Here is a 19,659-nt window from a genome sequence, read left to right as displayed (position 1 = left end):
GTATGGTCGAGGAACCGGCCTCACAAGGTCCACGTCATGCCTGATCGCCGCCCCCCGCAGCCTTCAGGTCCGGGCCTGCCGGGAGCGTGCCATCGACGATGGCTCTGGCGATGCGCTGCACCTCCCGGCGCCGGTCCGCCACCGTGCGGAACGCTGCGGGCCGCTTGCGAACCTCGGCTTTGATGATCGTCTGGAGCGCCTGCCGGTCGTAGCGTGGAATCGCAAGGCCGGCGCCGCCCGCCGAAGCCCGGCCCGGCGGACTTGCCGGAGGTGGGACCGCGGACACGCGCGCCGCTTCGACCCGATGGGAGGCGGTCTGGTCGCCGTCGTCGCTTGTGACGGGCTCCGGCAGCGCCGGCGTCCTCTTGACGGTGTCGTTTCCGGCCAACCGTACGGTCGGACGGGGCACGGCCCCAGGAGGACGCGCTCGGGCCGCGGACGGCGGCGTATCATCGGCGCTCCGGGCGGACTCCCCCTCATCACGGACCTTCGGCCCGTCGCACGCGGAAGCGGATGCCAAGCCATCGTGCGGCGTCGCTTCGTGCATCGTCCTCCCGGCTCCGGGTTCCTGATCGGATGGCCGCCGCCTCGCGCAGTCTTCCAGAAAGTACGGCCGATCGGCTTCAAACGGACCGCACCACCCGAGGCCCGCCTGCCGGCTGGTGATCGCCAGCATGAGTTCCTGCTTGAGGGTCGGATCGAGATCGTCCGCATACGCCCTTAAATCCCCGCGGACGAAGCCGCTGGCCATGTGGTACAGGCCGCCGAGGTTGCAAAAAGCCCGGAAACGGGCCCTGCGCCCGGTCCATGACCGGCAGCCCGGATACAGTGCGGGCAAGGCGGTGCCGTTGGTCAGCACACTCATCTCAAGGACATGGCAAGCGCGCCGCGCCGCCAAGCCGCCATCCGTCGTTGTGGCGGCAAAATATGGCACCGTCGTAAGGGGCGGCTCCAAGCAGCCGATCGAATCGAACGCCTGTGCGGTGTAGGAGAGCGCGCTCTTGAACTGGCCCGCCGTCTGCGGGAATGGACCGCCGGGCGCGATGCCGTCGGTCAAGACCCCCAGCATCGCCTCCTCGAACATCCAGACGGCTTGCATGATCCGACGGGCAATCGGCCTGGGCTCCTCGTCCTGCGGAATTTCCAGACTTTGCACAAACAGGATGTCATCGTCCGGGATGCGGGTCGTGTCGACCACCTTGCGGCAGACGCCGCACGCCAGTCGCATCATGCCGTCGTCGTAGACGAAGGCGCCTGACGGCATGCCGCAGTCCAGGCAACGGTCGACGAGCGGCGACCGGTGGATGTGGCAGAACGTCACCCGGTTCAGACTCCAGGACCGACGGAGGGCGTCGTGCCGGCCAAGGTCCCGGTCGCGTTTGAGACAGTGCAGGCAGTAGCGGTGGCCATTCCGGGCGGCATCCCCTTTCCATTCGCAGGGATCGCGAAAGCCCATTGCCCTGATGCTTTCGGCCGGCAGGCCGCTTACGGTCGACAGGCACGCCACGAGGGCGTCGGATGGCTCGCCGTAGAGAATGGCCGCCCTCTTGCTTTTCCCGGCCATGCCGATCCAGTCGAGGAAATCGTCGACGGGCATGGCGTAGAAGCACGCGAGGCGAAAAATCCACGACCAAATCCCCTCGTCCTGGCTGGGCCACAACGGCACGGGAAGCCGCCAGAAGACGGTTGCACGGTTGGTCATGCCGCCTGTCACCTGTAGAACTCGGCGAAGGGATCGCCCGCTGCCTCCCCGGAAGACATGCTGACCAGGGGAAGGGTGTTCAACCCGGTGTCGAGAAGGTCGAAGTCGATGTGTTCCTGCTGCGAGCGGATCGCCTGGACCGCTGCGGCTTCCAGAAGGCGGAACAGGCGCACGGTGATGCCTTCGCTCATGGCCAGGATCAGCTTGCGGATCCTGGGCTCGTTGACCGGGGACGGCCGGCGCAGCGGCATGGAAAGCATGATGCTGTTCAGCAGGCGCTGGAGGTTCTCGTCGTCGCGCCAGCGGTTCAGCGTGATCTCGTGCATGCGGTTGGCCAATTGCACGTCCTGACGGATGGCGCGCGCGGCTTCCGGTGTGCCGGCGCAGACGATCGGAATCCGCAAGCCGTTGCTGAGGAACTTGATCGTGTTGCGCGCCTCGGCGCCCTGCTGGACCGTCCCGCACAGGAGGTTGTGGGCTTCGTCCATGAACAGCATCCGCACGCCCATCTCCCTCATCAGGCGGATGCACAGCATCGCGGCGTGGTCCTTGTCCATGCGGCTGGGCGTGTAGGCGTTCAACGCATCGAGGATTTGGACGTAGAGCCGCTTTTCCCCGGGGGTCGGGGCCATCTGAATGGAAACGATCGGCATCTTGAGGGTGCCGCTGACCCGATCCTCGCGTTGGGGATGCTTGCGCAGGAACTTCTCGATGATCATGGTCTTGCCCATACCGGATTCGCCCGTGATCAGCAGGCTGTCCATACGCGTGCGCACCGGGTCCGAGAGCATTTCCTCCAGTTTCTGGAGCGCCGCGTTGGCGACGGGATGGCCGATCCAGCGGTCGGACCGGATCAGCGCAATGCGCTCCTCGTCGCTGGCCATCGCCTTGTCCCGGAAGGCCGGATGGATGTGCTCGAACATGCTGCTCACGGCCACACCTCGATATCGAAATGGTCGTCGGTCGCCTGAACCGGAGCGGTCGGCTCGGGAAGCGAGGGCGAAGGAGCTTTCCGCGTCCCGCCAACATCACCGCGGCAGCCCGGCGGCTCCGGCGCTGAAAGGCTTTGTGTGGGCGGTGTGACCGGTTCCTTGCCGCGTGCTGGAGCGCGCGTGCCGGCGATGGAAGTGACGGTGTGCTCAATGGAGCGACGGGCGGCCTTGGTCGCTTTGCCCGCGTTGGCGGGCGCCTTGCCAAGTTCTTCCCGCCGGGCCTTGGTCTTGGTGACGGCGTCCGCGATCAGGCTGCGTTGCTGCGCGATGGTCTGGAACAGGAGGTCCTCGTCGATGGCGCGGCGCCCCTCGTCCCGCAGCCGTCTGACGGCTCTGCGGTGTTCGGCGAGGGTGATCGGCGGGTAGGAGGTGTTGCGATAGGGAATGTCAAAGTACCGGCCTTCGTCATCCCGGATGTAGACGCGCGAGATGTTGCGCGGATCGTACTTCACCTCGATGTCGCGGTTGTCGCTGGTCAGCCAGGTGGCGAGGACCCGGTCGAAGTAGACGATGTTGAAGAGATGGATGCCGTCGCGCAGGACACGACGTGGCTTGGACGGTAGGAAGTCCAGAACGAACTGGCGATGGTCCTTCGGCAGGCGTGGTGCTTGGCCGGGCATCGACGCCACGGTGTCTCGCCACTTCTTGTTCGGTGGCATCGACAGCGAGGAATGAACCGTGTTGTGGTACGTCCCGACGATCTCCCGTGCCAGATAGGCCTCCAATTCCCGCATCGTCATGGCCGAGTGCTCTGCGGAACGGTACTCGCCCCGCTCCTGCGCGTTCGAATGGGTCGTGCCGGGCAGCAGGTGGACGGCCCCCATCATGGTGCCGATCAGCCGCTCGATGTGGCCGCCGAAATGCGGGGTCCGCACCGGCCGGTACTGCGTGGCGATACCGTACTCCTCGCAGCCGCGCTTGATGTCCTTGGAGTGGAACTCCTTGGCGTTGTCCATATGCAAGGCCTGCGGAAGCCCGCAGATTGGCCATGCGCCGTCGATGCTCCGGGTCCGGAGCCACTCATCCTTGGGCAGCACGGCATGAGTCAGGGCCAGGGCGACGGATGTCGTCGACGGCGGGTCGAGCGTCAGATAGAAGCCCGCCACCATCCGGGTGGCCACATCGATGATGAACGTCACCCAGGGTCGACCTACCGGCTCCCGGAAATATTCGTCCAGAACAATCAGGTCGACCAGGGTATGGTCGATTTGCCAGACGCTGTTCGGTCCTTCCGCCACGAACGCGGTGGTGACCAAGCCAAACTTGTCGCGCGCGACCTTGCCGCCTTCACGTTTCGCTAGAACCTGACGGGCGTTGAGTTCTCTAACACGAGATGCGACCGTGTTGTAGGAGGGCGCCGGCAATCTCTTCTCATGGCAGGCGGCTTGGATCTCCTTGTGAAGGGCCGCCAGCCGCGGCTTCTGCTTCGTGAGGTACGAAGTATTGATGCGGTGGTCGATGATGGATTCGACCTCGGAAGGAATCAGGCGGAGGCCTGCGGGACGACCACCGCGGCTGACGATGAGTGAGGATGTGCGTGGATCGGCACGGTAGCGTGCCACCATCCGGTAAATGGTGGCACGGCTAACCCCCAGGGTGGCCGCCGCTTCTTCCATGACCGACCGAGGGGGCCGAACAAGGTCGGCGAGGGGCCGGACGACCTGCTCAACGGTCCGTGCGGCCTCCCAGATTTCCTGAGGGATTGTCTGGATGTCCGGAGTGTTCCGGGGCGCCATGCCTGAAACCGTGCTGCCAATTGATCTCACGGTCAATAAGTAGATTCTCACGGCTACCAGAAAAACTCGCCTTACGGTGAGACCGTGAGGCGCTGAAATTCTCGGCCGCCGATCTCTGGGTAACCGGAAATTGACAGCCGCACGACACGCCGGACGATCCGATCCCCCGCCTCTTCCTGGACAGGCCGGGCGCCGCCTGGCCGGAACCGGACGCCGGCGTCGCCGTCGAGACCGGGATCTTCGGCCGCCTCGTCGTCCCGGCCGACCCGGCGCGCGCCGCGGAGATCCAGGACCTCGCCCGGCAGGCCGCCGTCTGGGCGACGCGGGCGCGCGGGGAGGGCACGCTGCGTGCCTACCGCTCCGCCTGGACGGCCTACAGCGCGTGGTGCGACCGTCTCGGCTTCGCCCCGCTGACCGGCGACGCCGAGATCATCGGGATGTACCTGGTCAAGGCAGCCGAACGGCTGACCGTGCCGACGCTGCGGGTTCACCTCGCCGCCATCGCCACCGCCCACCGCCTCGCCGGAGTTCCGGTCGATCTCAAGCATCCGCGCATCGCCCTGGTGCTCGACGGTCTCGCCCGCAGCCAGGCCGACCGCCCGATCCGCCAAGCCGCGCCGATCCTCCTCGACGCCTTGCCGCGCCTGCTCGCGGCGCAGCCCGACGGGCCGCTCGGCCTGCGCAACCGCGCCATGCTGCTGATCGGCTACGGCGCCGCGCTCCGGCGCTCCGAACTGGTGGCGCTGCGCGTCGCCGACGTCACCCGCCATCCCGACCGCGGCGTCGAGGTAACGGTGCGCCGCTCCAAGACGGACCAGCGCGGGCGCGGCGACGCGGTGGCCATCTGGGCGGCCGCCGACCCGGACCTCTGCGCCCTGCGCGCCCTCGACGCCTGGCTCGCTGTGCGCTGCGCCCTGCGCCCCGAGGACCCGCTGTTCTGCGGCGTGCTGAAGAACGGCGCGGTCACCGGCAAGCCGCTGTCCGACAAGGCGGTGGCCCGGCTGGTCAAGGAGAGCGCCGTCCGGGCCGGGCTGCCCGAGCCGGAGCGCTTCTCCGGCCATTCCCTGCGCGCCGGCCTCGCCACCGCCGCCGCCGAGGAGGAGGCCCAGCTGCACGACATCATGCGCCAGACCCGTCACAAGTCCACCGAGGTGGCGCGGCGCTACCTGCGCTCGCGCGACCGCTGGCGCAACAACGTCACCGAAAAACTCTTCCGCTCATGGGGCGAGGGCGGCTCCTGAGCGGGAAATTTGGTCCCCATTTCCCGGATTAGATGTGCTCTCACCGTGCGTTGCATCATTGTCGTCGGGAACAAGGACCATGTGCCGTCTACACGGATCTAATCGCCGCGATCGAAGAACAAACCGTTACCTCGTCGTACAGGGAGCGAGCCCGGCGTAGATCCTGCGTCCCCCAGCCTTCGCCATACCGCCCGAGCACGTTGGACAACGTCGTGGTCGCTTCGGCCATGTCACCTTGATCGCGGAGGAACCGGGCGAAGCTCGTCGCGGCACGCAATTCCCAGGCAAGGGCGCCCTGCCGTCGGCTCTCTGCCAATGCGCGTTCAAACCAGCGCCGCGCCTCCACCGGGTTGCCATTCCGGGCTGCCAGTTCACCACGCACCCGTTTCAAATCGGCCGCGCACCACCCTTCGCCATTCCGGCGCAGGCGGCCGAAGGCCTCGCGCAGGGCCCGCTCGGCCTCAACAGGGCGGCCGGCGTCGATCAGGATCGCCGCATACTCCCCAAGCATATGCGTCAGAAGCGGTCCATGTCGGATGTGGCGCAACTCGGCCAAGACCTCAGCCAGTTGACGCAGGCCGATGTCACGCCGGCCGTGACCGATCAGGAGGAAGCTCTCGTAGCAGCGGCCGAGAGTGTGCCAGATGGCCAAGCCGGCGCCCTTGGTGCGGGCCATCAAAAGGCCAGCGAAGCCATCCAACTCTTCGAGGTTGCCGTTGCGCAGAGCGATCGGGCAGGCCGCCTCCGAAAGGGCATAGCTGATGCTGCCGGCATGGTCACTGGACACCGCATCCTCGACGTTGCGCCGGCTGACGGCACGCGCCTGTTCGGGGAAGCCCTGCAGCCACAGGATTTGCGCCTCGAAGCAGCGGGCGGCGACCGACTGGTCGAACTGGAAGGCGGCGATCTGCGCCGAACGGGGAATGGTTCCGCTGCGCGCGAGCATGCGTTCGATGCTGCCGCGCGCCGTCGCGAACCGTCCGACAAAGAAGTGTGAGACGCCAAGCATCCGATCGCCGAGGATGGCGAACAACGGATCGTCGACACCGCTGGACAGGCGCGCATAGGTTTGGGCGATCGTCAGCGCTCCACGGGCGTCACCCTGATTGCGCCGGTCGATCCACAGCCCCCACAGCGCCTTCAGCCGTGCCTCGCGGTCGCCCAGCTCCTCGGCGATGACCAGCACCGTACTCCAGGCTGCTTGCACGCGCTCGCCGGCTCCGTCGATGTTCATCAGAGCGCCGCCCAGCGCGGCGTGAAGCCGCATCACGTCGCGCCGCCGCGTGGGATCACCCGACGGGATGGCGTCGAGTGCGTGCCCGACGGCCTCGATGGTTTCGGCGATCAGCGACAGGTTGGTCCACAGCGGCACGGCGGCGAGGGTAAGGCGCACGCCAAGCGGTAGCCCCTCCTCCGTCGACCAGCACCAGCGCAACGCCGAACGGACGTTGGCGAGCATCGCCTCCCAGCTTGTCCGTTGTGAAGCGCTGTCCGCCGGCTCCGGCGTCCAGTTCTCCAACCGCATCGTCCAATGCTCGGCATGCCGTGCCATCGCGGCATCCTGTTCGCCGTTGGCGACCAACTCCGCCCAGGCGAAGTCCCGGTTGGTGTCGAGCATACGACAGCGGACGCCAAGCCCGTCGGGCGTCACCTCGATCAGCGATTTCGAAGCCAGCCGCTGGAGCAGACCTTTCACGAGGGCGGCGTCGGCGGCGTCGAAGGAAAGGACGGCAATCGCGTCATCCCAGGCGACGGCGCCGCGGAGCACGCTGAAGCAACGAAAGACCCTCCGCTCCGCCTCGTCAAGCAGGCGATAGCTCCACTCCACCGTCGCCAACAAGGTCTGGTGGCGGGGGAGCGCCGTGCGGTAACCGCTGGTGAGCAGCGCGAAGCGATCGGAAAGTGCCTGCAGAAGACCAGCGACACCGAAATGGGGAACCAGAGCCGCAGCCAGTTCGATGGCCAGCGGCAGCCCGTCCAAGCGCCGGCAGATGTCCGCCAGGATGGGCGCCTCCGCCGCACCGAAGCGCAAACCGGCGGAGGCCGCGCCGGCGCGTTCGATGAACAGCCGCACCGCCGGGAAGGTTAGCGCGTCGGCCGGTGCCACTTGGCCGGCGATCGGCGACGGTAGGCCATGCACCGGATGAATCTGTTCCTCCGCAACACGCAGCGCCTCACGGCTGGTGGCAAGAATGCGGACCCCCGGTGCCACCGCCAGAACCGCCTCGACGAAGCGCGCCGCCGTAGCGACGAGATGTTCGCAGGTGTCGAGCAGCAGAAAGGTGCGCCGGTCCGACAGGTAGCGCAGGATCGTCGCCGTGGGGTTCAGGCTATTGCCCGGCAAACCGAGCCGACCGGCCACGGCGGCGGCCAGCAGCTCACCGTCCGGCAGCGGCGACAGATCGACGGGAACCACTTCCTCCCCTCTGCCCGCCACCAAGGTGGCGACCCGCATTGCCACTGCCGTCTTGCCGGCGCCGCCCGGCCCGACCAGCGTGACCAGCCGATGAGCGCCGATTTGTCGTCCGACCTCGGTGACCAGCGCGTCACGGCCGATCAGCCGCGTCAGCGGAAGCGCCGGTTGGGGCGGCGACAGATCCTGCTCCTCCGGCGCGGTGGAGAGCGGGCGGAGCGGAGTGGTGGACACCGATGGCACGGCAAACGCGTAACCGCGCCCCGTTACGGTGACGATGCAGTCCAGACAAGACGGCTCGACGCCGAGCAATTTGCGCAGTGCGGCAATCTGGACCCGCAGTGTGTTGCGCTCGACGTGGATGCCGGGCCAGACGGCGGTCATCAGTTCTTCGCTGGTCAGGGTCCTTCCCGCCCGTGTGGCCAGCAGGATCAGCAGATCCATGGCCCGGCTGCCGATGCGCACCATCGTATCGCCACGGTAGAGCTTGCGGGCCTGCGGCAACAGCCGATAAGGGCCGAAGACGATCTCGCCCAGGTCAACGGCGTGACTGGGAGCCTGGATGGCGCGGCCCAGGGAAATCGCGGGTGCCCCCGGAACGTGCGCGTTGCGTGCCAACTGTGATCCAGCAGCCGGACATGGTTCCACGTCACACCGGCTCCCGCCGAAATCCCCCATGGTACCCCCGGCGCTCTCCGGCCGCCCTCGCCCTCCGGCGGTGGTGCAAAATCATATCGTACGGGACCAAAACGGCAACTTCACCTTTGTAAAGTCAGCCTCACCTTTGTGATAGCGCGCCCCCCATCGGCGCGCCTCACACATTTTCACACCATTTAAGTCGGTCTGCTCAGTTCCGGCTGCCTAAGGTTGAGACCGCAAACCGACCTGTCTCTGCCTGACCGACCGCCGGGCAGCCACCGCACCAGGACATCGCAAGCACGGCCGAACATCGCAACAACAGCGCATCGCAAGGGAGCCTCCGACCATGCCCCACACCCTTAACGTCAATGGTATGACGCACACGGTCGATGTGGATGGAGACATTCCCCTGTTATGGGTGCTGCGCGACGTTCTCGGTCTGACCGGCACAAAGTTCGGCTGCGGCATCGCCATGTGCGGCGCCTGCACCGTCCATCTCGACGGGCAGGCGGTGCGGTCCTGCGTCACCACCGTTGCGGATGCCTCCTCCTCCACCATCACCACCATCGAGGCGGTCGGCAGGACCGACGAAGGCGCGCGCGTCCAGCGCGCTTGGCTGGCCGAAGAGGTGGTTCAATGCGGCTATTGCCAGTCCGGGCAGATCATGGCGGCGGCGGCCTTGCTGGCCGTCAACCCACAGCCCAACGACGAGGACATCAATGCGGTGATGTCCGGGAACATCTGCCGTTGCGGGACCTACCCGCGCATCCGTGCTGCCATCAAGCGCGCCTCCGGCGTCATCGTCAGCGAGGAGAATCTGTGACATGGCCATGGCTAACCGGAACACACTGTCCTCGCCTCCCGCCAGCCCGCTTTCCCGCCGGGGCTTCCTCATCTCCGCCGCCGCTGTGGGGGGCGCCCTGGTGATCGGGCTGCGCCCCGCCGGGGTCGCCGCACAGAATGAAGGTGGAACAGCGGCCGAAGCGGCGACGGTTGGCGATGCCACCCTCACTCCCTTCATCCGCATTCCGCCAGTCGGGGCGATCGAGGTGATCGTGCCATCGGCCGAGATGGGGCAAGGCGTCTACGCTGCGATCGCAACGCTGATCGCCGAGGAGTTGGAGGTACCGCTGGACCAGGTCCGGGCCGTGCCGGCGCCGGCCGACCCGGCGCGCTACGCCCACCCTTTGCTTGGCGACCAGATCACCGGTGGTTCGGTCACCATCCGCGGTTTCTGGACACCCATGCGCCAGGCCGGGGCGGCGGCACGGACGATGCTGGTCGCTGCGGCGGCGCGGCAATGGGGCGTGTCCGCCGACTCCTGCAAGGCCGAAGCCGGGGTCGTGCGCCACCCCGAGAGCGGACGCAGCGCTCCCTACGGCACACTGGCCGCCGCCGCCGCGCGGGAACCGCTTCCGGAAACCATGATGCTCAAGCCGGCCTCGGCCTTCACCCTGATCGGCAAAGCGCTGCCCCGCATCGACTCGCCGGAGAAGGTGGACGGAACCGCCCGTTTCGGGCTCGACGCCCACCCACCGGGGGTCAAGTTCGCGGCTTTGGCCATCTGCCCGACCTTTGGGGGCACGCTGAAGGCGGTGGACGACAGTGCGGCGCTCGCCATCAAGGGGGTCCGGCAGGTGGTCCGGTTGAGCGATGCCGTCGCCGTGGTCGCCGACCACACCGGATCGGCCCGCAAGGGGCTGGCGGCGCTGCGCATCACCTGGAATGCCGGGCCGAACGGCGGCCTGACCACCGAGGAATTGGAGCGGCGCGCCGACGCCGCCATGGCGGGAGAGGCTCTGGTCGCCCATGAGGCCGGCGACGTGGCCGCGGCGGAGGCGGCACAGGCCCGCGGCCTTGACACCCTGTACCGGTTGCCCATCCTCGCCCATTCGGCGATGGAGCCGATGAACTGCACCGTGCATGTGCGCAAAGACTCCTGCGACGTCTGGGTTGGGACCCAGGTGGCCGGGCGGGCCCGCCAAGCGGCGGCGGCGGTCACTGGCCTACCTGTGGAGAAGGTGGTGGTCCACAATCACCTGCTCGGCGGCGGCTTCGGCCGGCGCCTCGATTATGATGGCATCACCCTGGCAACCCGCGTGGCCCAGCAGGTCGACGGGCCCGTGCAGGTGGTATGGAGCCGTGAGGAGGACATCCGTCACGACTCCTTCCGCTATCTGAACCTCAGTCGGCTGCACCTCACGCTCGGCCCCGACGGGCTGCCGGTGTCGTGGCGCCACCGCGTCGTCGGACCGGCGATCATGGCGCGCTTCTTGCCGGCCTTCTTCAAGGACGGCATCGATCTCGACATCGTTGGCGGCGCCGAGGGACCCTATGATATCCCCAACAAGCGCGTCGAGTACGTCCGTCACGAAGCGCCGGAGGGCATGTTGACCGGCAACTGGCGCGGCGTCGGCCCGACCCGCAACGCCCCAGCCATCGAATGCGGCATCGACGAGGCGGCCCATCTTGCCGGCCAGGACCCTGTGATCTATCGGCGGCGCCTGCTCACCGGCCTACCGCGGTTGCGCGCGGTGCTCGACCTCGCCGCGGAGCGGGCCGGCTGGGGAACGCCACTCGAACCGGGGCGCGGACGCGGCGTGGCGGTAATCGCTGACTTCGGAAGCTTCGCCGCCTTGGTCGCCGACGTTCAGGTGACACCGGGCGGTACCGTCCGGATCGACCGCATGGTCTGCGCCGTCGATTGTGGGCAGGTCATCAATCCGGTGATCCTCAAGCAGCAGGTGGAGAGCGGCATCGTCTACGGCCTGAGCGCGGTGCTCTATGGCCGTCTAACCGTGGCCGACGGCGCCATCGTCGAGGGCAATTTCGATGACTCGCCGGTTCTGCGCATCAACGAGTGCCCCCGGATCGACGTCCATGTCGTGCAGAGCACTGAGACACCGGGCGGCGTCGGCGAACTGGGCACGCCGCCCGTAGCCCCGGCGGTGATGAACGCGATCTTCGCCGCGACCGGACAAAGGCTCCGCAATTTGCCGATCGACGGCAGCCGGCTGAGGAGGGCATGACCATGCGACGTATCGCCCGTCTCATCCTTCCCGCCGTGACCGTGAGCGCCCTGGCCCTGGCCTCTGCCATCGGCTCCACCCGAGCGGATACCGCTGACCTCGGGCGCGGCTTGAAAAGCCCCGCCGAGATCGTCCCGACCGGAGATCCCGCGTCCCGCTCGCGCGCGCTCTTCACGGAAGCGGCCAAGGTTCTCACCGATCCCCGCTGCATGAACTGCCACCCGGCCGACCGCCAGCCGACCCAGGGCGATGCGATGCGCCCGCACGCTCCGTTCATGCAGGCCGGGGAGTCCGGGTTCGGTCAGCCCGGATTGAACTGCAACTCCTGCCACCGGACGGAGAACACCACCCTGGTCGGCAGCCGCATCGGCTCCGTTCCTGGCGCCACGCCATGGCTTTTGGCGCCGGCCAGCATGGCGTGGCAGGGGCTGACCCTCGGCGGGATCTGCCAGCAGTTGAAGGACCCGGCCCGCAACGGCGGCCGCAGCCTTGCCCAGATCCACACGCACTTGGCCGAGGATCATCTCGTCGCCTGGGCTTGGCATCCCGGCGAAGGCCGCCGTCCGGCACCAGGCACGCAGGCCGCCTTCGGCGCGTTGATCGCCGCCTGGATCGAGACCGGCGCAGAGTGCCCGCCCTGATCCGGTTCGCTGCAGGGATGCCAGCTCAGTGCCGCTCAAACAGATGCAGGCGGAGGGCGACCACTGTCGCGGTGGTCAGCAGTGTACCGTCGAAGCCCGCCACAGCCGCCCGCCGGTCCAACCCTTCTGGCGCCGCGTTGGCGTTTGCTATACGGCCTGCACGATCCGCGCCCGCGCGGCACCGATGGCCTGTTCGTGAGCTTCCGCCCCCAAAGCCAGCCGTTCCGCGCGGATGAATGTGACGTCGGTGATGCCCATGAACCCAAGCAAGGCTCGAAGATGCGGCTCCTGTGCGTCCATCGCCTGCGCCGGGCCTTCGCTGTACAGACCACCCCGGCTCTCGATGACGATTGCCCGCTTTTCCGTGAGCAGCCCCGCCGCGCCGCTGGCGGAATACTGGAACGTGACGCCGGCGCGCAGCACATGGTCGAACCATGATTTCAGTGTCGACGGAATGCCGAAGTTGTACATCGGCGCACCGATGATCACCGTCTCGGCCGCTTTGAGTTCGGCAACGAGATTGTCCGAAAGTGCGCGGGCTTCCGCCTGATCGGCGTTGGCCGGATCACCGCCCCGCAGCGCGACGGCGGCATCAATGGTCAGGTGGGGAAGCGGATTGCGGCCAAGATCCCGGGCGATGACGTGAAGATCGGGTTCTTGCGAGCGTAGACGTGCAACGACCTCTTCGACGAGGCGGTTCGAGACGGACGCTTCGCCAAGGACGCTGCTGGTAAGGACGAGAACTGTGGACATGGATTTGGACCTCTTGAGCCATCCGACGATGGCGACCGGTCCAAGTTAGCGGTTCACCTGGCGGGCCAGAATGGCCTTAAATGCGCCCAGACTGTTGCCTGATTGGGAACACCGGCATGCCAGAGTTCGCGGACCTGAAGAGCTTCGTCGAGATCGTCGACAGCGGCGGCTTCAACCGGGCAGCGCATCGTCTGGGCATTTCAAAGTCGATCCTCAGCCGGCGGATGGCGCGGCTCGAAGCCGAACTCGGCACCCGCCTTCTCAGCCGCACCACGCGCGGCATCAGCCCGACCGATGCCGGTCTCGAATTCAAAGCGCGGTGCGAGCGGATTCTGGCGGACTTGGAGGACGCGCGTGACTCCGTCGCCCAACGAGGGGGTGGGATGATCGGGCGGTTGCGCCTTTCCGTGCCCGTGGCTTTCGTCCATCACATGGCTCCAGTCCTGGCGGACTTGGCCCGGCTCCACCCCAGGCTCGCCATGGATGTGTCCTACAGCGACCGGATTGCCGACCTGATTGGCGAGCGTTTCGATGCCGCGGTCCGCATTGGCACGCTGCGCGATTCCAGCCTCGTGGCGCGCCGAATCGCGCCGGTCCGAGCCGTGCTGGTCGCCAGCCCGGAGTATATCGGGCGACACGGCCGACCGGACGCGCCGCCTGACCTTGCCGCCCATGAATGTCTGATCTACAGCGGCGCGGTACAGACGGAGTGGCGGTTCCGCTCCGGTAAAAATTGGCTGTCGGTTCGCCCGGAAGGGCGCCTACGGACCGACAGCGGGGATGCCATCGTGCAGTGGGCGCTTGCGGGGCTTGGGATCGCCGCCGTTCCGTTGTTCCTCGTGTCGGAGTTCATCGCGAGCGGAAGGCTCGAAGCGCTCCTTCTCGATTACGACATGCCAGAACATGGTCTCTACGTTTTGCGACCTCCCGGCCCCCATGTTTTGGGAAAGGTCCGGATATTGATCGATACGCTTGTCGCGCGCTTCGGCGGCGAACACGCTTCATGCGTCGGTTCGCCGTCTCCGCAGGAGGAAGGTCCGCCACGCGGGAATTGATGCGCCTGCCACGCGGTGGGCAGGACAGCCGCTCTGCTACTGCGTCGGCGTCACGCGCTGCCAGAAATCGTTGAACGCGATGCTGTCGAAGAACGCGGTCGCTTTGATGATCCGGTCGTTCCGCAGCGTAAGGAACCACGCGTAACTGTTGCGATACGGCTGGCCATCGCGGGCCGTTCCTTCCGCATCGAAATGCACGATCACCGTGTCGCCGTCAGCATAGAGATTCCGGATTTCAGGAACGAAACGGCTGGCCATGCGGGCACCGAAGGGCCGGATCACGTTGCTGAGGAAGTCCTCTCGGCCCGTGTAGGTGCGCGCAACCAAGGATGCACCGACGATGGTCCAGTCGGCGTTCTCGTCAAGCAGGTCGTAGGGGCTTCCCGTACCGTCCCGCCACGCCTCGAAGCCTTTGGTAACCGTCGCCCGATTGCGCACCTCCACGCTGTCGGGCGTCTGCTCCGCCGCAACCGCCGGAACCGAAAGGGTGCTTCCGAACGCCAGCGGCACACACAACGCTAAGGGAGCAAGGGTCCATTTCCTTTTCCGTTGCCGTGTTTGCACGGTCACGCCTCCTTCAAAAAATGATCGATCCGAGCGTTGGCAGAGCAGCGTGCAACATGCTGAGCGCTTTGGGCCGTGAAGCGTTGTTGCGTAATGTTAAGAGGTGTTCAGTGTGCCGAGGTGGGAACAGGCGTTTCATCGTTGCGATGCTGTTGCCGGCCGTCGTACCTCCCCGCTCCCCGTCTGAACGATGCCCTTACCGGTTCCTCGTGCTGCCGACAAAATTGCCGACCGCAGCTTGTCGAGGCCGAACGGCATTTCGAGAATCGGCACCTTGTCCTGCATCAGCCAATCTGACGTAAGAAAATGTGCCGCCAAGCCGATGGCGCCGATCGGGTGCCGACGCAACAGGCTTTCGATCTCGTTCAAATCGCTCATCAAGTCGATGTTGAACAGAACAACGTCGGGTGTGGCCTCGCTCAGCGCCGCGGCCAACTCGGTGCGCGTGGAAACCGCTTCGCACCCTCCCACACCCCACTGCTCAAGCATCAGGCGGAGGCCCGACGCAATGGCAGGATTAGCCTCGGCAATCAAGACTCTGACTTCGCTTAGCATGGGCATTGTCATTCCGCCTGCTGAGTCGGAATTACGCCAAATCTCTTGCTGCAAGAACCCACGCAGTCGAGCCGGCGTCTGTTCCGCGATTGATACGGCACGCTGTGCCTGAAAGCGGTTGTACGCCGTTCACGCCGGAGTCATAATCCGGAGATTTCTTTTTTCCTTGATGAGCTGGATTCAGCAGTGGTGATTGTTGCGATACCCCCGTCGGACCGGGGGATCAAGCTTTGATCGCCTCGATCAGAGCGCGCATCGCCGCCGATACATGGCGCCGGTTGGGATAGTACAGGTAAAGCCAATCCTCCGATGCGCACCAATCATCCAGACATTGGATCAATCGACCCGCCTCAATATGAGGGCGCGCGTAGCCTTCCCAGACATAGCCCAGGCATACACCGCCCAACACAGCCTCGATCATCAGTTCGTTGTCGTCGAGCGCCAGCGGCCCGCTCGGTTCGAAGACAACGCGCTCACCATCCTTTTCAAATTCCCAGGGATAGGAGATGCCGCTCGGGTACACATTCTGGATGCAGGTGTGCTGCCGCAGATCCTGCGGCAACTGCGGGAGGGGACGAGTTTCAAAATACTCGGGTGATCCCACGACGACGAGGCGCAGGCGCGGTCGCAGCTTTACACCGACCATGTCCTGCGAAATCGTTCCGCCCAGCCGGATGCCCGCGTCGAACCCGTCGTTGACGATGTCCACCATCCGGTCCGTCGCAATGACTTCGAGACGGAGCGCGGGATTGTTCCGGATCAGGGGGCCGATGACCTTGCCGAGGACGAATCGTCCGATGGAGTGCGGCACGTTGATGCGCACCGTTCCGAAGGGAGCATCGCGAAACTGGTTGAGGCTGTCTACGGCATCACGGATCTCCAGAAACGCCGGAGCCAGCCGCGCGTTCAGGAGATCGCCTGCGTCGGTCAACGACACGCTGCGCGTCGTGCGGTTCAGCAAGCGGACCCCGACGCGTTCCTCCAAGCTCGTCACCGCATGGCTGATCGCCGATGCGGTGACTCCGCGTTCCAGGCCGGCAAGCCGGAAATTCCGTGTCTTGGCCACGGAGACGAAGGCTGCCAGCTCAGACAGTTCGGACGCGCGCATTCCCAAATCCGTTCATCAGCGTCATGACCAACCCGACTCTAGCCGAGGCAGGTGGCCGACACCACGGATCAGAGATCAACGCGGCGCCATCCGCTTGAAGCTTCCCTGCGCCGTCGCAACGACCGAACCGTCGCCGGCATGGACCACTCCGTTTGCGAAATAGATGCGCCTTCCGCCCCCCGTGACCGTCCCGACGGCGCGCAAGCGACCACCCTCCACACGCGCCAGATAGTTCACCATCAAGGACAGCGTCACAGCTTGACCCTCGCCCACACCCTCGGCCACACCCTCGGCCACGCCGGTCCCGTCATGGAGGCCGGCATAGCCGCAGGCGGCATCAAGCATGGTCGCAAGAACTCCTCCTTGCAGGATGCCCTGTCGGTTGGTGTGGCGATGATCGACCACAAGGTCGAACTCCGCCATGCCCGGCTCCCATCGCGAGAGCGTGAGGCCGATCATGGTGAGGAATGCATTGTTGTGATGATCGAGATTCATGACGCCTTCCAAAATCCGCCACCTACAGCTTGATGATGACCGACTTCAGCTGGGTGTAGTGCGACAGGGCGTCGATGCCCTGCTCACGCCCATAGCCGCTGTGCTTGAAGCCGCCGCAGGGCGTCTGGACGAAGCCGCCGCTATAGTCGTTGACGACGATGCGCCCGGCTTCGAGCCGTGCGGCAACGCGGTGGACGCGCCCGACATCCCGGCTCCAAATTCCTGCCGCCAGCCCGAAGTCGGACTCGTTCGCAATGCGCACCGCGTCGCCCTCGTCCTTGAACGGAATGACGCACACCACCGGGCCGAAGATCTCCTCGCGCGCGACGGTCATGTCATTGGTGACGCCGGTGTAGACCGTGGGTTCGATGTACCACCCGCCGCCCAGGCGGGGATCGTTGGCCACGCGGCCACCGATGGCGGGCGTCAGCCCGTCGCGCGCCGCGGCCTCGAAGTAGCTCTGGATCTTCAGGAACTGCGCGTGGGTGGTGATGGGACCGGACGTCGCGCCATGCTCGGGACCAACGCGCAGTTCGGCCACGGCCGTCAGCAGCTTGTCCACGAAGCGGCCATGGATGCTCTCCTGCACCAGAAGGCGCGTGCCCGCCGCGCACCACTGCCCGCTGTTCCAGGTGAAGGCGCGCGTCGAGCCGATGGCTGCGGCGTCGAGGTCGGCGTCGTCGAAGACGATGTTCGCCGACTTGCCGCCGAGTTCGAGCGTGAGCGGAAGAACGCGGTCCGCCGCGATGCGGCCGAGTTCCTGGCCGACACGCACGCTGCCCGTGAAGGAGATCTTGCGCACCTCCGGATGGTTGGCCATCGCCGGGCCGATCACGCTGCCCTTACCCACGATCACGTTGAGCACGCCGGGCGGCAACCCGCCTTCCTCGACCGCGATGCGGGCCAACTCGACCAGCGAACCCGACGTGTGCTCGGACGGCTTGGCGGCGACCGTGTTGCCCGTCGCCAGCGCCGGCGCGATCGCCCGTGCCGCCTGATGAAGCGGGGCGTTCCAGGGCAGGATCACGCCGATCACGCCGAACGGATCGCGGCGGGTGTAGACGTGATGTCCGGGCCCGACATTGATCACCTCGCCGTCCATCACGTTGACGATGCCGCCGTAGAACTCGAAATACTGGGCGGTCAGGTCGATGAGCTGGGCCATCTCGATGCCCGGCTTGCCGGTCTCGCGGGATTCGATGGCGCCGAGCCGCTCTTCGTTGCGGCGGATTGCGCGCGCGGTCTCGACCAGGATGCGGCCGCGTTCGGACGGCCGCATGTCGCGCCACGCGGCCAGTGCGTCCGACGCCGCAGCGACGGCCCGGTCGAGATCCTCGGGCGTGCTGTCGGCGACCCGCTGCATCCGGGCGCCGGTGCGCGGATCGAACTTGTCGAGATAGGCGCCCTTCAGCGGTGGCGCGGAGCGTCCCGCAATGTGGCTGTCGACGGTCGCAAGCATGGCTTCTGTCCTCCCATAATCTGTTCTTGTCATGGGGCCGTCCGCGGGTGCCGGGAGCCGATCACCTTGCGGTCGAGCAGTTCCGCGATGGCGCCGCGGGAAAATCCGAACGACGCGAGGATGTCGGCGGAATGCTCGCCGAGCGCGGGGGCGGGGGCGTGCGGCACCGCGTTGGACTCGCGACTGTTGATCGGGAAGCCGGGAACCTGGATCGTTCCCAAGGCAGGATGGCTCATCCCGGCGATCATGGCGTTGGCCGCCACCTGTGGATGCCCGACAAGGTCTGTGTAGTCGGCCACCCGTGTGCACAGGACGTCCACCTTGCGCAAGACGGCCAGCCAGTGTTCGCTCGGCTGCGCTTTGAAGAGTGGCCCGAGCGTGTCGCGCATCGCCTCCCGATTGGCGACCCGCGTTGCGGAGGTTTCGAACCTCTGGTCGTGGATCAGGTCGACGCGCCCCAGCACCTCGCACAGCCGGTCCCAGCGACCGCCATTGTAGGCCGCGACCATGATCCAGCCGTCAGCGGTCTCAAACGCCTCGTTGGGGGCCGAATAGGGCGCGGCGCTGCCCTGGCGCTTCGGCAGCACACCGTCCGCCAAGTAGCCGGCAATGGAGGGCTGCTGGAGTGCCAGGGCGGCGTTCAGCAGGTTGATGTCGAGCTGGCCGCCCTTGCCGTCGCGCCGGCGCTCCATCATCTTGGCCAGGATGCCGAGCGCCGCGACGTAGCCGGTGAACACGTCGACCACCGGCGCCTGGACCTTGCACGGTTCGCTCGCGGGCGTTCCGATGATGCTCATCAGGCCGCTGTCGGCCTGGATGATCCCATCGACACCGGGGCGCTCGGCGTAGGGACCGTCCTGTCCGTAGGCCGAGATCGACGCGTAGACGAGACCGGGGTTGTGCGCCGAAAGCACGTCGTAGCCGAGGCCGATGCGCTGCATCACGCCGGGCCGCATGCTCTCGACCAGCACGTCCGCCGTCCGGGCAAGGGTCCGGGCGACCTCGACTCCCTGCGGGGTCTTGAGGTCGAGCGACAGCCCCAGTTTGTTGCGGTTGAAGGCGTGGTACAGCGCGCTGTCGTCCCCGATCCAGGCCGGGCCGAGTTGGCGGCCGAGTTCGCCTTGCGGCGGCTCGACCTTGATGACGCGGGCGCCCATGTCGGCCAGGAGCATCGTGCAGGTCGGACCCGCACCGATGTGCGTGAAATCGAGGACGGTCAGGCCGTCGAGAGCATGACGCATCATGGCGTGACTCCATTCATTCGGGGAACGGCGGCG

16 protein-coding genes are annotated in these 19,659 nt (G+C 66.5%); 5 read left to right on the top strand and 11 right to left on the bottom strand.

Annotated elements, in window-relative coordinates; all coding sequences use genetic code 11:
- Positions 1–34: 34 nt before the first annotated feature.
- From AMK58_RS28130 to AMK58_RS28120, 3 genes are read right to left on the bottom strand one after another with little or no spacing between them, the layout of a single operon-like run.
- Positions 35–1,702 carry a TniQ family protein gene (locus AMK58_RS28130; protein ID WP_035673624.1) on the bottom strand — a complete coding sequence of 556 codons (1,668 nt, stop codon included), beginning with the start codon at positions 1,700–1,702 and terminating at the stop codon, positions 35–37.
- Between the two features lie 8 nt (positions 1,703–1,710).
- A complete protein-coding gene (locus AMK58_RS28125) occupies positions 1,711–2,625 on the bottom strand; it encodes a TniB family NTP-binding protein (RefSeq protein WP_035673657.1) in 915 nt (304 codons plus the stop codon).
- Positions 2,626–2,630: 5 nt separating this feature from the next.
- Complete coding sequence (locus AMK58_RS28120) at positions 2,631–4,430, bottom strand: Mu transposase C-terminal domain-containing protein (RefSeq protein WP_081650200.1); 1,800 nt, start codon at positions 4,428–4,430, stop codon at positions 2,631–2,633.
- Between the two features lie 437 nt (positions 4,431–4,867).
- On the opposite strand from AMK58_RS28120, the gene AMK58_RS28115 reads away from it, so the two are divergent.
- Complete coding sequence (locus tag AMK58_RS28115) at positions 4,868–5,671, top strand: site-specific integrase (RefSeq protein ID WP_059399766.1); 804 nt, start codon at positions 4,868–4,870, stop codon at positions 5,669–5,671.
- A gap of 88 nt (positions 5,672–5,759) precedes the next feature.
- On the opposite strand, the gene AMK58_RS28110 is transcribed toward AMK58_RS28115, so the two are convergent.
- Positions 5,760–8,702, bottom strand: coding sequence for an ATP-binding protein (locus AMK58_RS28110; RefSeq protein WP_035684158.1), 2,943 nt, complete (start codon positions 8,700–8,702; stop codon positions 5,760–5,762).
- 367 nt (positions 8,703–9,069) lie between these two features.
- On the opposite strand from AMK58_RS28110, the gene AMK58_RS28105 reads away from it, so the two are divergent.
- The 3 genes from AMK58_RS28105 to AMK58_RS28095 are packed head-to-tail and all read left to right on the top strand — an operon-like array spanning position 9,070 to position 12,393.
- On the top strand, positions 9,070–9,546 hold the full coding sequence (locus AMK58_RS28105) for a (2Fe-2S)-binding protein (protein ID WP_059399765.1): 477 nt from the start codon (positions 9,070–9,072) through the stop codon (positions 9,544–9,546).
- A 1-nt stretch (position 9,547) separates the two neighbouring features.
- On the top strand, positions 9,548–11,752 hold the full coding sequence (locus AMK58_RS28100; RefSeq protein WP_059399764.1) for a xanthine dehydrogenase family protein molybdopterin-binding subunit: 2,205 nt from the start codon (positions 9,548–9,550) through the stop codon (positions 11,750–11,752).
- A gap of 2 nt (positions 11,753–11,754) precedes the next feature.
- The gene (locus tag AMK58_RS28095; protein WP_105217750.1) at positions 11,755–12,393 is read left to right on the top strand and encodes an Isoquinoline 1-oxidoreductase subunit; all 639 of its coding nucleotides are present in this window, start codon (positions 11,755–11,757) and stop codon (positions 12,391–12,393) included.
- Positions 12,394–12,540: 147 nt separating this feature from the next.
- Here AMK58_RS28095 and AMK58_RS28090 read toward each other — a convergent pair whose 3' ends face one another.
- Positions 12,541–13,146 carry an FMN-dependent NADH-azoreductase gene (locus AMK58_RS28090; RefSeq protein ID WP_035684149.1) on the bottom strand — a complete coding sequence of 202 codons (606 nt, stop codon included), beginning with the start codon at positions 13,144–13,146 and terminating at the stop codon, positions 12,541–12,543.
- A 116-nt stretch (positions 13,147–13,262) separates the two neighbouring features.
- Here AMK58_RS28090 and AMK58_RS28085 point away from each other — a divergent pair, with 116 nt between their 5' ends.
- Positions 13,263–14,201 (top strand): LysR family transcriptional regulator, encoded by a 939-nt coding sequence (locus AMK58_RS28085; protein WP_081650400.1) that lies wholly within the window; start codon positions 13,263–13,265, stop codon positions 14,199–14,201.
- A gap of 36 nt (positions 14,202–14,237) precedes the next feature.
- Here the strand turns inward: AMK58_RS28085 and AMK58_RS28080 are convergent, their stop codons facing one another.
- The 6 genes from AMK58_RS28080 to AMK58_RS28055 all read right to left on the bottom strand — a co-directional run bounded on the left by AMK58_RS28080 (position 14,238) and on the right by AMK58_RS28055 (position 19,626).
- Positions 14,238–14,717, bottom strand: a complete 480-nt coding sequence (locus AMK58_RS28080) for a nuclear transport factor 2 family protein (protein WP_035684147.1) — start codon at positions 14,715–14,717, stop codon at positions 14,238–14,240.
- Between the two features lie 183 nt (positions 14,718–14,900).
- Positions 14,901–15,320 (bottom strand): response regulator transcription factor, encoded by a 420-nt coding sequence (locus tag AMK58_RS28075; RefSeq protein WP_146206586.1) that lies wholly within the window; start codon positions 15,318–15,320, stop codon positions 14,901–14,903.
- 223 nt (positions 15,321–15,543) lie between these two features.
- Positions 15,544–16,428 carry a LysR family transcriptional regulator gene (locus tag AMK58_RS28070; RefSeq protein ID WP_035684140.1) on the bottom strand — a complete coding sequence of 295 codons (885 nt, stop codon included), beginning with the start codon at positions 16,426–16,428 and terminating at the stop codon, positions 15,544–15,546.
- A gap of 75 nt (positions 16,429–16,503) precedes the next feature.
- The gene (locus AMK58_RS28065) at positions 16,504–16,923 is read right to left on the bottom strand and encodes a PaaI family thioesterase (protein ID WP_035684137.1); all 420 of its coding nucleotides are present in this window, start codon (positions 16,921–16,923) and stop codon (positions 16,504–16,506) included.
- Between the two features lie 22 nt (positions 16,924–16,945).
- Entirely contained in the window at positions 16,946–18,382 is a 1,437-nt protein-coding gene (locus AMK58_RS28060; RefSeq protein WP_059399762.1) for an aldehyde dehydrogenase family protein, read from the bottom strand.
- Positions 18,383–18,411: 29 nt separating this feature from the next.
- Entirely contained in the window at positions 18,412–19,626 is a 1,215-nt protein-coding gene (locus AMK58_RS28055; protein WP_035684134.1) for a CaiB/BaiF CoA transferase family protein, read from the bottom strand.
- Positions 19,627–19,659 lie beyond the last annotated feature (33 nt).

The organism is Azospirillum brasilense (assembly GCF_001315015.1).
Taxonomy (GTDB): Bacteria; Pseudomonadota; Alphaproteobacteria; order Azospirillales; family Azospirillaceae; genus Azospirillum; species Azospirillum brasilense.
The sequence above is the reverse complement of the archived record's forward strand: the minus strand, read 5'-3'. Positions and strand labels throughout refer to the sequence as shown.